Source organism: Burkholderia sp. BE12 (genome assembly GCF_002959955.1).
In the GTDB taxonomy this organism is placed as follows: domain Bacteria; phylum Pseudomonadota; class Gammaproteobacteria; order Burkholderiales; family Burkholderiaceae; genus Burkholderia.
Genome location: NZ_PREY01000005.1, coordinates 106998 through 119967, shown reverse-complemented (window position 1 = coordinate 119967; position 12970 = coordinate 106998). Strand labels below are relative to the sequence as shown.

At 65.9% G+C, this 12970-nt stretch carries 9 protein-coding genes and 1 tRNA gene; 1 reads left to right on the top strand and 9 read right to left on the bottom strand.

Annotated elements, in window-relative coordinates; genetic code table 11:
• Positions 1–72: 72 nt before the first annotated feature.
• Both C4B30_RS07220 and C4B30_RS07215 read right to left on the bottom strand, forming a co-directional pair.
• Positions 73–1092, bottom strand: coding sequence for a hypothetical protein (locus C4B30_RS07220; RefSeq protein WP_105132215.1), 1020 nt, complete (start codon positions 1090–1092; stop codon positions 73–75).
• Between the two features lie 154 nt (positions 1093–1246).
• A complete protein-coding gene (locus C4B30_RS07215) occupies positions 1247–1735 on the bottom strand; it encodes an HrpB1 family type III secretion system apparatus protein (protein WP_027782656.1) in 489 nt (162 codons plus the stop codon).
• 672 nt (positions 1736–2407) lie between these two features.
• Here C4B30_RS07215 and C4B30_RS35195 point away from each other — a divergent pair.
• Complete coding sequence (locus tag C4B30_RS35195; protein ID WP_158683399.1) at positions 2408–3400, top strand: hypothetical protein; 993 nt, start codon at positions 2408–2410, stop codon at positions 3398–3400.
• Positions 3401–3704: 304 nt separating this feature from the next.
• On the opposite strand, the gene C4B30_RS07210 is transcribed toward C4B30_RS35195, so the two are convergent.
• The 7 genes from C4B30_RS07210 to fdnG all read right to left on the bottom strand — a co-directional run bounded on the left by C4B30_RS07210 (position 3705) and on the right by fdnG (position 12930).
• Positions 3705–3800: transfer RNA gene (locus C4B30_RS07210), tRNA-Sec, on the bottom strand.
• Between the two features lie 30 nt (positions 3801–3830).
• Positions 3831–5756 (bottom strand): selenocysteine-specific translation elongation factor, encoded by a 1926-nt coding sequence (gene selB / locus C4B30_RS07205; protein WP_105132214.1) that lies wholly within the window; start codon positions 5754–5756, stop codon positions 3831–3833.
• Entirely contained in the window at positions 5753–7192 is a 1440-nt protein-coding gene (selA, locus tag C4B30_RS07200) for an L-seryl-tRNA(Sec) selenium transferase (protein ID WP_105132213.1), read from the bottom strand. Before selA ends, selB begins: the two co-directional genes overlap by 4 nt.
• A gap of 74 nt (positions 7193–7266) precedes the next feature.
• Positions 7267–8202, bottom strand: coding sequence for a formate dehydrogenase accessory protein FdhE (fdhE, locus tag C4B30_RS07195; protein WP_199779058.1), 936 nt, complete (start codon positions 8200–8202; stop codon positions 7267–7269).
• Positions 8203–8310: 108 nt separating this feature from the next.
• Positions 8311–8937 (bottom strand): formate dehydrogenase subunit gamma, encoded by a 627-nt coding sequence (locus C4B30_RS07190; protein ID WP_027782652.1) that lies wholly within the window; start codon positions 8935–8937, stop codon positions 8311–8313.
• Complete coding sequence (gene fdxH, locus C4B30_RS07185; protein WP_027782651.1) at positions 8934–9848, bottom strand: formate dehydrogenase subunit beta; 915 nt, start codon at positions 9846–9848, stop codon at positions 8934–8936. The genes C4B30_RS07190 and fdxH overlap by 4 nt, the downstream gene beginning before the upstream one ends.
• Before the next feature lie 10 nt (positions 9849–9858).
• Entirely contained in the window at positions 9859–12930 is a 3072-nt protein-coding gene (gene fdnG, locus C4B30_RS07180) for a formate dehydrogenase-N subunit alpha (RefSeq protein ID WP_158683397.1), read from the bottom strand.
• Positions 12931–12970 lie beyond the last annotated feature (40 nt).

The following is a 12970-nucleotide window of genomic DNA, read 5'->3' as shown; positions in this document are numbered from 1 at the left end:
CGCTTCCTGCAGCCCCCGATCGGCGGCCGCTCGGGTCGCCGATCGGGATGATCGCCGGAACTGCCGGCGACGTTACTTCGTGCTGACGCCGGCGATCGTACCCGTGTGAATGCCGGTGATGTTCTCGAAGGCGACCGCGGCGCGCGTCTTGCCCGGCGTCAGCACGTTCGCGCCGCCCAGCGCATCCGAAAGCGCCTTGCTCGCGTCGTGGCTGATCTTGCCACCGCCATGCGCGTTCGCCGTCTGCTGCAGTTGTGCGCCGATCGCCGCCGCATCCGACTGGCTCAACTTGCCCGACTTCACCGCGTTGGCGAGCGTCTTCGCCGCGGCATTGCCGTCGCCGTGCGACAACGCGCTTTCCATGGCCTGGAAGTCGGCACCATCCTGCGCGTTGAAGTTGGCCAGCGCCTTGCCTTCGTCGGCCATCTGCAGCGGCTTGCCGTCCTTCAACAGGTCGCCCGTACCGGGTGTGAAGCCTGCCGTCGCGCCCGTTGCCGGCAAGCCACCCGTCGTCGGCAGCGTACTGGTGTTCGCCGGAAAACCGCCCGTGCCAGGCAAGCCGCCGGTCGTCCCCGGCTGCCCCGCCACGCCGCCCGCGCCGCCCGTTGCGTTGCCCGCCGCACCGAGTCCGCCTTGAGCCGCCCATTGGAAATTGCCGACCCCGGACTTGCCGTCGGTGCCCGCCACGTCGTGCGTCTCGATCTGCTGGTAGGCACCCGGGTTCGCGAGCATCGTCTGCGCCGCTTGCTGCACCGTGGGCGGCGTGCCGCCGTCGGCGTTCGACGCGAGTTTGTACATCGCGTTCGGGTCCGACGCACTGATGCCATGCTGCCCCATGTACGAGGCCAGCACGCCCGCCGCGTTTTGCACCGTCATTCCCCCGGTGCCGCCCGGCATGGCGCCCGCGCCCCCCATGCCGCCGGCCTGCCCGTTCTGCCCGGTCTGCATCTGCTGGAGCAACTGGCTGATGAGGCCGATGAGATCCTTGAGCACGTCCTGCGTCGAGCTCGCCGAGGCACCGCTGGTCAGCCGTTGCAGGTAGCTCGCCGGATCGGTGGGGTAGGTGGTCATACTCGGAACGTTCAGATTCATGATGTCTTCTTCCTGTCGGGTAAGTGTTTGCGTGACCGTCGGTACTACGAGGCAAAGTCAGTCTAGGTTGCTGCCGCTGCTACAAGCGCACCGATGCGAAGGCCGCAATTGAAATGCGAATCGCCCGGCGCGCGGAAAAGGTGAAAACGGCTGCTCATGCGCGGACCCACGTCATCGACGCGGAGAATCCGCTGTTGTCGGCCGGCACGCCGTGCGTGCTCGCCGGTGCGTCGGTGGACGCAGGCGCTCGAACGCTGGCGTCGAGCTTTGCGGCACGCTCGAGCAGACGCGCGCCGATCTTCGCGCCCTCGATGCTTTCGCGCTGCTCGGCCGCGCTGAGCGCATAGCTGTGCCACAGCGGGTCTTCGAGGCCGAACAGACACACCGCCATCAGTGCGGCATGAAGCCCCGAGCGCTTCGCTTCGGTGTCGTCGTCTTCGAGCACGCGGCGCGCGTCGCCCCATGCCTGGCGCCGGACGTAGCGCCACGCGGCGACCGTCCCCGCCCCGGGCCACCTGGGCCAAAGCACGCGGATCGCTTCGAGGAGATCCTCGAAGTCGGCTTCGTCGTCGAGCTGCGAAGCCGTCCACAGCACCTTGGTTAGGCCGCCGGCAATCTCATCCCTGCATCCTGTGTAAGTCACGATGTCCTCGTCTGCTGGAGTGCTGCAATCAAAAAGCGCACGGCGGCGCTGCGCACAGCCGTGCCGCGCTTGCTGTCGGCTCGTGCGTCGTGGGCGTCCCCTGGCGGTTAGTCTCTTGTATCGGGTCGGCTTTCGCCGACGCGATGCGAACGGAACGATCGGGATGCGAAGAGAGCACGGAGAAGAAAACCGACCGCGACGGGATCGATCGGTGCGATAGGCCGGATCGCTCGCCGTGTATCGAAAGGCGGGGATTTGCTCGATGCCCGGCGTCGAAGACGCCCCGCCATCGGTCGATGCGCGCCGGCCATCGGCCACGCTGTGCCCGTCGAATCGCCCCCGGCGACCGACGCAGCGTCCGCACGCAACCGGCTCATAAAATGGAGCGGTCACCACGGACACGAGGCGCTGTCCATGGAATGATGCTCGACGTGCGAACGCTTCTTCGAGCGTGGCAACACAAGTTGTCGGTGATCGACGTACCGGGCCGGATTCGCGCCGGTAGTAAGCAGGTGCAATCTTTAGTTGCACTACTTCCAGTCAATTGCCGCTTTCAGATTGAAGCGTTCTCTGGTTCGCGTTTCATGCTTTTATTGCGCGTGAGCGAGGCTTCCGGGTCGGCCTACATCATTAATATCGGTAGTACACCTTGTGTTAACCGGAGAAACCCACATGACGGGCAACAACAGCTTTCCTCGAGTGACGTACGGCAACCAGGCTTACACGACTGATTTTCATGAACCGTACCCAGCGCCCGGCTCGGGGGCAGGGTCGGGGACTTGGCCCGCCTCTCTCACGCAGCCTCCTATCCATGGGATGCCGCCGGCATTCCACGGGCGTCCATCTTCTGCGCCAACGACGACTGATCCCGCGTTTGCCGCCTCCTATAGCAGCGTAAGGCGAAACGGTGTCCTTTCTCAAAACCAGATGCGAGATCGGAACATTGCATTTAATCAATCACACGACGGCCGAGTGGAGCGGGACGATATTGATGTTACCCGGATACGGGGTAGCTCGGATCCTCAACAGCGGGCGCGCGCCGCGCGCATGGCTCTGGAAAATCCTGCGCATGGGGCGCTGTCCGTCGCGCTCGAGCGCCATGGATACGGCCGGCTGCATACTGAAACACATGCGCCATCAACGGAAGAGGTGCTTCGCTCGTTGAGTCCCGAACAACGTAAGGATTTTGAAGAATTGGTGAATGGCGGTATGGAGCCTGAGCAGCTTCTCGCGATGATGGCGAGGAATCAACAAACAACAGGTTTGTCACCTCACGGGCAATCGCAGGCCTACCATCGGATGCAGAATACTTTTATGGTGACAGCGCACGCAAGTGCCCCAGCGGCATATGCATCCCCGTACGAAGAAACCCGTCAAGGTATGCCGCCGTCAGAGTTTCGTAGTGTTTACGTCCCGCAATCGCATGCGCACACCGCTCGTCAAGTTGATCGGGAATTAGCCGCACGTCAGTCGGTATATCCGCAGGCCGTCGTCGTGCCAGATCGGCCCGGAATGAACCCGTATTATCAGGCGCCGAATGGGAGCGAACATCAGATCCATGGTGTTCAAGCTCCTGACTATTACAATGCCCTCAGAGCCCAGCTCAGTTCCGAGGAAGACTATGACGCGCACATCGTGAAGACCGGTATTCAGCGCGGATGGTAAGAACGCCTTTAGCCGATCGGCAAGGAACGTTGGGAGCGTAAGACATGACCTTGACGTCCTCCCTGTCTGAAGGCAGGGAGGACGTCAAGCCCATTGCACATCTGATCGGAATCAGATTGCCCGTGTCGCACGCTCATGAACAGACGGTGTGCATCGAGCGCTCACCGCCAGTACGATGGCCCATGACTGTTTCAGCGTCGAATATTGCCTTGATACGGCCGCGTACGCGACGTGCGGTCGCTGGCTTCGTCCATATCGGTTGGAGGAGCCGCCGAAGCCACCGAAATGCGCACGAAGCCATGATTGGCGGAAGGCAGCCAGAGTCGAACTGACCCGGGAGTGTCTGACACCCCCAACCGGGTTTGAAGCCCGGCCGTACCACCGGATACGAATGCCTTCCGCGGAGAAAAAACACAAGAACGACGAGCGCCTACGCCTGAATACCCACCCAACCGCTGTCAGGCCGCAGGTAGTGAAGATCGCGGCGGAAGCGAGTATACCCAACCCGATCGAAGAACTCGAGAATCTGGATCGCGCGCTTGCGACCGAGGCCCGTCGCATCGCGGAACGTCGCCGCATCGAGCCCGCCGCCGCGCGACGGCGCGAGATGCGCGACCAGTTCCGCCAGTTCGCGTGCGACGTTCGCATGATAGAACAGGTCGCGCACGACCTGATGCACGTCGCCGCGCCGTGCGAGCTTGCGCAGCAGCGCGCGCACCGCGTCCTCGGCCGTGCCCGTATCGCGGGCCAGGTCGCGCACCCACGGCGGATCGAAGCGCCCCGCGTGGATCAACGGCAGCAGTTGCCGCGCCAGCGCTTCCTCGCGCGGCTCGAGGCTCACCGAATGCGACGGCAGATGCAGCCACGGCCCGCTGCGCGCGACTTCGCCGCCGGACACCAGCGCATCGACGAGCGCCCGCCACAGCGCATCCCCGACGAGCGGCGCAGCCATTCGCCGCAGGCGTGCGGCGTCGAGCCCTTGTTCGTCGGGCATGCGTTCGTGATACACGCGCAGCGTATCGACCGCCCGCGTCTGCAACGCACGCCAGTGCGCATGCGCAATCACCGCGCCTTCGTTCGACGCGGCATCGCGTTGCCCGATCGCCAGCGCATCGCCCGGCAACGCCAGCGCATCGGGTGCGAATCCCGTCAGATGCGTGAGCGTCGCGCGCGCAATGCCGAGCGGCGCCTGCGCGAGCAGCGCATCGAGGCGCCCTTCGTCGAGCCACGTCGCGAGCGCATCGAGCCATGCGCGGCGCGCAGGCGTGCGGCGCTTGCGCGCCGGCCCGAACGGATCGAGCACCCGGCCGCCGCCGACGGTGCGCGTCGCCTGCGGATTGCGGACGATGAAGCGGTCGCCCGGCAGTGCGAACACCGGCTCGTCGAACACCAGTTGCACACGCATCCGCTGGCCGGCCGCGAGCGTGTCGCCGTCGAGCAGCGCGACATGGGCCATGCGATGCAGCGTGCCGAGATGCACGTGCAGCGGCGCCCAGTGGGTCAGCGTCAGCCCCGCGTCCGCGAGCAGCGTCAGCTCGACGTCCAGACGCGGCGACGTCGCGACGAGCCGCGCATCGGCGACGGTGTCGCCGCGCTCGACGTCGGCCTTGTCGACGCCGGCCAGGTTCAGCGCGCAACGCTCGCCCGCATGGCCGGCCTCGACCGGCCGGTTCTGCGCATGGATGCTGCGCACGCGGGCCGCGCCGCCCGTGCGCACGATCGCGAGCGTGTCGCCCGTCGCGACGCGGCCCGCGAACGCGGTACCCGTCACGACGGTGCCTTGCCCGGCGAGCGTAAACACGCGATCGACCGCGAGCCGGAACAGCCCGTCGTCGCGACGCGCGCGCCATGCGATCGCCGCGTCGGCCAGATGCTGCTTCAACGTGGTGACGCCCGGATCGCCGGCCACCGTCGCACGCGTTTCGAAGATCGGCACGCCGGCCAGTGTCGAGTCGTGCAGCCACGCGGCGATCTCGTCGCGCACCTCGGCAACGCGTGCGGCATCGACGCGATCGCATTTCGTCAGCGCGACGGCGCCATGCGTGACGCCGAGCAGTTGCAGGATCGCGAGATGCTCGCGCGTCTGCGGCATCACGCCGTCATCCGCGGCAATCACGATGAGCGCGAAGTCGATGCCGCACGCACCGGCCGCCATCGTATGAATCAGCTTCTCGTGGCCCGGCACGTCGATCAGGCCGAGCACGTCGCCGTTGTCGAGCGGCGTATAGGCATAGCCAAGCTCGATCGAGATGCCGCGCGCCTTCTCTTCCTTCAGGCGATCGGTGTCGACGCCCGTGAGCGCGCGCACGAGCGTGGTCTTGCCGTGGTCGATGTGTCCCGCGGTCCCGACGATCATGCAGCGGGCCCCGCGAGCGGCACGCATTGCGCGACGAACGTCGCTTCGTCGGCCGCTTCGAGGCAGCGCAGGTCGAACCGCAGCGCGTTGTCGGCCACGCGGCCGAGCACCGGGCGCGGCCATTCGCGCAGGCGTTTTTCCAGCTGCATGAGCGCGCGGCCGCCGCGCTTGCCGTCCGCTGAGCGCACGACGAGCCCGGCGCTCGGCAACTGGTCGACCGGCAGCGCACCGCTGCCGATCTGGCTGAACATCGGCTCGACCGTCACGTCGAAACCGCTGCCGAGCGCGGCCTGCAGCGCCGGGCGCATGCGTTCGGCGGTTTCGGCGATCTCGCGCTGCGGGCGCGTCAGCAGGCGCAGCGTCGTGAGCCGGTCGCGCAGGAATTCGGGCGACTGATAGAGGCGCAACACGGGTTCGAGCGCCGCGAGCGTCAGCTTGCCGACGCGCAGCGCACGCTTGAGCGGATGCTTCTTGATCTTCGCGATGAGCGCACGATCGCCGACGATCAGGCCGGCCTGCGGGCCGCCGAGCAGCTTGTCGCCGCTGAACGTGACGACGTTTGCGCCGGCCGCGACGGTTTCCTGCACGGTCGTCTCGTGCGGCAAGCCCCATTGCGACAGGTCGGCCAGCGTGCCGCTGCCGAGATCGACGGCGATCGGCACCCCGTGCTCGCGCGCGAGCGGCGCGAGTTCGGCGAGCGTCGTCTCCTTCGTGAAGCCGCTGATCGCGTAGTTGCTGCAGTGCACCTTCATCAGCAGCGCCGTGCGCGGGCCGATCGCGTCCGCGTAGTCGCGCAGATGTGTGCGATTGGTCGTGCCGATCTCGTGCAGCTTCGCGCCGGCACGGCTCATGATGTCGGGAATGCGGAACGCCCCGCCGATCTCGACCAGCTCGCCGCGCGACACGACCACTTCCCGCTTCGTCGCAAGCGCCGACAGCGTCAGCAGCACGGCCGCCGCATTGTTGTTGACGACGGTCGCGGCTTCCGCGCCCGTCAGTTCGCACAGCAGATCGTCGATCAGGTGGTCGCGGTCGCCGCGGCGGCCGGTGGCGAGATCGAACTCGAGGTTGACGGGCCGCGTGAGTGCGTCGACCACGGCGCGCACCGCGTCGTCGGGCAGCAGCGCGCGCCCGAGGTTCGTGTGCAGCACGGTGCCGGTCAGGTTGAACACGGTGCGCATGGCGCTCGCGCTCTGTGCGGCCAACGTGTGCGCGACGGCCGCGGCGATGCGCGGCTCGTCGAGCGGCTCGGCCGCCGCGGGATCGTGCTGCGCCGCCGTGCGCCAGCGTTCCAGTTCGGCGCGTACGGCATTGAGCACGCGCGTGCGGCCATAGTCCGCGACGAGCGGCTGCAGCGGCGCCGACGACAGCACGCGTTCGACCGACGGCACGCGCGCCAGCACGGCATTCAGTTCATTCACTCCTGGTTCGGTCACGTCGTGGTGGCTCCAGTCTCATGCTTCGCAGTCGGCCGGGGCCGGCGCTCGCGCCCCGCCCCGGCCCCGTGCCGTCAGTCCGCTTCGCGCGACACGTCGGGCCACAACAGCGGGTTCGGCGAACTGCGCTGGTAGCCGGCCTCGTTCATCAGCAGGTCGAGCGTGAGGCTCGCGAGATCGTCCGCGAGCGGCTCGAACTCGTAGTCCTTCTCCTGATAGCCGATCTTGCGATAGGTCTTGCACTCGTCGCACGATTCGGCCTTGACGGCTTCGCTGCCGCCTTCGATCCCGTGATACGCGATGCCCTTCGTCGAATCGCAGTGCGAGCACTTGGTGCGCACCATGTGCCACTCGGTCGTGCACAGCCCGCACTGCAGGAAACGGTAGCCCTGATACTGGCCGCCGACGCGCACCACGCTCGCGACCGGATGCGTGCCGCACACCGGGCACAGCCCCGGCTGGTCGAGATACGGGACATCGGCCGGCGTCACGCGGCTGGCGAGATCCGTCCACGCGACCTGCAGCGCGGCCATCAGGAATGGCGCGGTGGCCGGGTCGACCTCGGCGAAGCGCAGCGCGAGGACCGCATCGGCCTGCGCGTCGAGTTCGGCGGGCGCCATCAGGCGCAGCCGGTCGAGCAGCTTCGCGAGCGGTGGATTGACGAGCCCGGCGCTTTCGACGCGATCGAGCAGTTCATACAGCACGGCGCGCCAGCGCGAATCGCGCTCGCCGTCGAGCGCCGGCACGAGCGGCATCGAATGTTCCTGCGCGCGTGCGATCGATTCCTTCGACGGCAGCGGCAGCTCCAGCGTCTGCAGCGTCGCATGCTGCGCGTCGGCGACGGTGGCCATCAGCCGCAGGTAGCCGCTGATCGGGTTCAGGTCGGCAAGCTTGCGCAGCCGCGCGGCGCGCGCGGCGAACGCGGTCGCACGCTCCGGCAGGCGAAAGCGTGGAATGGCCGAATGATCGAGTGCCGAGATCTCGGTCGGCTCCAGAATGCGTTGTGTCACGAAAATGTCTTCCAAAAAACTAAGCGCCGACGAATCGGCGCTTTCGGGCGATTCCGGCGGTGGGCGGAACGATACGCCGCAATCGGCTTACCGCCCCGCTCCGCTGCGTTACTTCACGCTTTCACGGAACCACTTCGGGTGATGCTTGCGGGCCCAGCCCAGCGTGACGGTGCCGCGCACCATCGCGCCGATCGAACCCTTCACCCACAACGCCGCGTAAATGTGCACGATGATGCTCGCGATCAGCACGAAGGCCGCCACGGCATGCACGACAGCGGCCGCGCGGATCACCCCGATCGGGAAATAGAACGAGAAGTAGCGCCGCCAGATCACGATTCCCGACAGCAGGAGCAGCAGCAGGCACGCCACCAGCGTGAAGAATAGCAGCTTCTGCCCGGCGTTATAGCGCCCGACCGGCGGCAGCTTGTCTTCCTGGTTGGTCAGCACGTCGTCGATCTGCCTCAGCCACTGCCGGTCGTCCGCGTCGAGCACATTGTGGTGCCAGAAGCGCACGACGAGGATCGCGAACGACACGAACATCACGAGACCGACGAACGGGTGCAGGATCCGCGTCCACTGGCCGCCGCCGAACAGCGCGGTGAGCCAGAACATCGACGGATGAAACAGCGCGAGCCCGGACAATGCGAGCAGCACGAACGTGATCGCGGTGATCCAGTGGTTCGTGCGCTCGTTCGGCGTGTAGCGGACGATCAGGTTGGGGTCGTCGTGGTTCATTTCGCGTCCTCCTTGATGCGTCGCGCTTCGTCGCGCGCGGCCGATTCCTCTTCGTCGCTCACCTCGTTCGGACCGACGCGGACGTAGTGGAAGAATCCGGCCAGCGCGGTCAGCGCGAGGCCCGCGACCGCGAGCGGTTTCGCGATGCCCTTCCACAGCTTCACCATCGGGCTGATCGACGGATTGTCGGGCAGCCCGTGGTACAGCGACGGTTTGTCCGCGTGATGCAGCACGTACATCACGTGCGTGCCGCCGACGCCCTGCGGGTCGTACAGCCCCGCATGCTCGAAGCCGCGCTCCTTCAGGTCCTCGATGCGCTCGGCCGCGTGCTGCTTCATGTCCTCCTTGGTGCCGAACACGATCGCGCCCGTCGGGCAGGTCTTCACGCAGGCCGGTTCCTGGCCAACCGCGACGCGGTCGGAACAGAGCGTGCACTTGTACGCGCGATGATCCTTCTTCGAGATCCGCGGCACGTTGAACGGGCAACCGGTCACGCAGTAGCCGCAACCGATGCAGTTCTCCTCGTGAAAATCGACGATCCCGTTGTTGTACTGCACGATCGCGCCCGGCGACGGACACGCCTTCAGACAGCCCGGATCCTCGCAGTGCATGCAGCCGTCCTTGCGGATCAGCCACTCGAGGTCGCCCGCCGGGTTCTCGTATTCGGAGAACCGCATGACCGTCCACGAATGCTCGGTCAGGTCGGCCGGGTTGTCGTACACGCCGACGTTGGTGCCGACCTCGTCGCGCAGGTCGTTCCACTCCATGCATGCCGTCTGGCATGCCTTGCAGCCGATGCACTTCGATACGTCGATCAGCTTCGCGACGCTCCCGGTCACCGGCTCGCGCACCGTGGGCGGTGGCGTCGTGGTGGCCGAGACCCGCTTGATATCCAGCGATTGCAATGCCATCTCTTCCCCCTTACGCCTTTTCGACCTTCACCAGGAACGACTTGAATTCCGGTGTATAGGAGTTGCCGTCGCCCACGGACGGAGTCAGGGTATTGGCGAGATAGCCGGGCTTCGTCAGGCCCTTGAAGCCCCAGTGCAACGGGACGCCGACCGTCTGGACCTTCTTGCCGTCGACCGTCAGCGGCTTGATCCGCTTCGTGACGAGGGCGACCGCGATGATGTAGCCGCGCTTGGACGACACCTTCACGTGTTCGCCATGCGCGATGCCGACTTCCTTCGCGAGGTCTTCGCCGATCTCGACGAATTGCTCGGGCTGGATGATCGAGTTCAGCCGTGCATGCTTGGTCCAGTAGTGGAAATGCTCGGTCAGCCGGTACGTCGTCGCGACATGCGGGAACTCGGACACCTTGCCGAACGACGCACGATCGTCCGGGAACACGCGGGCGGCCGGGTTGTTCAGCGCCAGCGGGTTGTTCGGGTGCAGCGGATTCGCGGCGAGCGGCGTCTCGAACGGCTCGTAGTGCTCGGGGAACGGACCTTCGTTCATCGCCGCGCGGGCGAAGAAGCGCGCGACGCCTTCCGGGTTCATGATGAACGGCCCCATCCCGTTTTCGGGCGGTTCGTCCACCTTGAAGTCCGGCACGTCGACGCCCTTCCACGCGCTGCCGTTCCAGCCGACCAGCTTGCGGGTCGGGTCGAACGGCTTGCCGGCGACGTCGCACGAGGCGCGGTTGTACAGGATCCGCCGGTTCGCCGGCCACGCCCACGCCCAGTTCAGCGTCTGGCCGATGCCGGTCGGGTCGGAGTTGTCGCGCCGCCCCATCTGGTTGCCGGCCTGCGTCCACGCGCCGCAGAAGATCCAGCAGCCGCTCGCGGTCGTGCCGTCGTCCTTCAGTTGCGCGAACGCGGCAAGCTGCTCGCCCTTCTTCACGAGCGGCTTCGCCGGATCCTTCGGATCGGGCAGATCGGCGAGCGCTTTCCCGTTGAACTCCATCGCCAGTTCTTCGGGCGTCGGGCTTTCCGGGTTCGCGTACGGCCAGGTCAGGTTCACGATCGGGTCCGGGTACTTGCCGCCGTCCTTCTGGTACAGCTTGCGCATGCGCAGGAACAGCCCCGACATGATCTCGAGGTCGCTCTTCGCTTCGCCCGGCGGCTCGGCGCCCTTCCAGTGCCACTGCAGCACGCGGCTCGAACTCACGAGCGAGCCGTTTTCCTCCGCGAAGCAGGTGGTCGGCAGGCGGAACACCTCGGTCTGGATCTTCGACGCATCCACGTCGTTGTAGTCGCCGTGATGCTTCCAGAACTCGGACGTCTCGGTCGCGAGCGGATCCATGATCACGAGCCACTTCAACTTCGCGAGACCTGCCGCCGTCTTCACCTTCGACGGCGCCGCCGCGAGCGGATTGAAGCCCTGACAGATGTAGCCGTTCATCTTGCCGGCATTCATCAGCTCGATCGCCTGCAGCAGGTCGTACTGCTTGTCCAGCTTCGGCAGGTAGTCGTAGGCCCAGTTGTTCTCGGCGGTGGCCGCGTCGCCCCACCACGACTTCATGAAGCTGACGTGGAACGCCTTGTAGTTCTTCCAGTAACTCAACTGGTTCGGCCGCAGCGGCAGCTGCACGCGCTTCTTGATGTACGCGTCGAAGTCCTGCTCGGCCTGCATCGGCAGCGTCATGTAGCCCGGCAGCAGGTTCGACATCAGCCCGAGGTCGGTCAGCCCCTGGATGTTCGAGTGACCGCGCAGCGCGTTCATCCCGCCGCCGGCGATGCCGATGTTGCCGAGCAGCAACTGCACCATCGCGCCGGTGCGGATGATCTGCGCGCCGATCGAGTGGTGGGTCCAGCCGAGCGCGTACAGCACCGTGCCGGCACGGCCCGGAACGGCCGTGGTCGCGAGCATCTCGCACACCTTCAGGAACTTGTCCTTCGGCGTGCCGCAGACCTGCTGGACCATGTCCGCCGTATAGCGCGCGTAGTGCTGCTTCAGCAGGTTGTAGACGCAGCGCGGATGCTGCAGCGTCGGGTCGACCTTCACGAAACCGTCGTCGCCGCGCTCGTAGTCCCAGCTCGACTTGTCCGGGTACGCGTGCTTGTCGGCGTCGTAGCCGGAATAGATGCCGTCGTTGAACGCGTAATCCTCGCGCACGATGAACGAGAAGTCCGTGTAGTTCTTCACGTACTCATGCTGGATCTTGTCGTTCGTCAGCAGATAATTGATGACGCCGCCCAGGAAGACGATGTCGGTGCCGGTGCGGATCGGCGCGTAGTAATCGGCCACCGAGGCCGTACGCGTGAAGCGCGGGTCGACGACGATCAGCCGCGCCTTGCGGTGCGCCTTCGCCTCCGTCACCCACTTGAAACCGCACGGATGGGCCTCGGCTGCATTGCCGCCCATCACGAGAATCACGTCCGCGTTCTTGATGTCGACCCAATGGTTCGTCATCGCTCCACGGCCAAACGTCGGGGCAAGACCTGCCACCGTCGGGCCATGTCAGACACGCGCCTGATTGTCGAATGCGAGCATCCCGAGACTGCGGATGGTCTTGTGCGTCAGGTAGCCGACCTCGTTGCTGCCCGCGGATGCGGCCAGCATGCCGGTCGTGAGCCAGCGGTTGACCTTTGCGCCGTCCTCGGCCGTCTCGACGAAGTTCTCGTCACGGTCGGCCTTCATCAGCTTCGCGATGCGGTCGAGCGCGTCGTTCCACGAGATGGGTTCCCACTTGTCCGAGCCGGGCGCACGATACTCGGGATGCGTCAGGCGGTTCGGGCTGTGGATGAAGTCGATCAGGCTCGCGCCCTTCGGGCACAGCGTGCCGCGATTGACGGGGTGGTCGGGATCGCCTTCGATGTGGATGATGCTCGGTTGCGCATTCTTCGCGCCGTCGCCGAGGCTGTACATCAGGATGCCGCAACCCACTGAACAGTAAGGACAGGTGTTGCGCGTTTCGACTGTGCGCGCCAGTTTGTACTGTCGGACCTCGGCCAGCGCTTCGGACGGAGAAAAGCCCATCAGGGCAAGACTCGATCCGGCAAGCGACGTGGCCGTCACCTTCAGGAACTGGCGCCGGGACATTTGTAGCATGGCGGTCTCGGCGTTATTGTGGGGTGGGGGGAAACTGAAA

Excerpts from the sequence above, each read along its gene's own strand:
- C4B30_RS07220 (WP_105132215.1), bottom strand. The coding sequence starts at position 1,092 with ATGAATCTGAACGTTCCGAGTATGACCACCTACCCCACCGATCCGGCG.
- C4B30_RS35195 (WP_158683399.1), top strand. The coding sequence starts at position 2,408 with ATGACGGGCAACAACAGCTTTCCTCGAGTGACGTACGGCAACCAGGCT.
- selB (WP_105132214.1), bottom strand. The coding sequence starts at position 5,756 with ATGATCGTCGGGACCGCGGGACACATCGACCACGGCAAGACCACGCTC.
- C4B30_RS07190 (WP_027782652.1), bottom strand. The coding sequence starts at position 8,937 with ATGAACCACGACGACCCCAACCTGATCGTCCGCTACACGCCGAACGAG.
- fdxH (WP_027782651.1), bottom strand. The coding sequence starts at position 9,848 with ATGGCATTGCAATCGCTGGATATCAAGCGGGTCTCGGCCACCACGACG.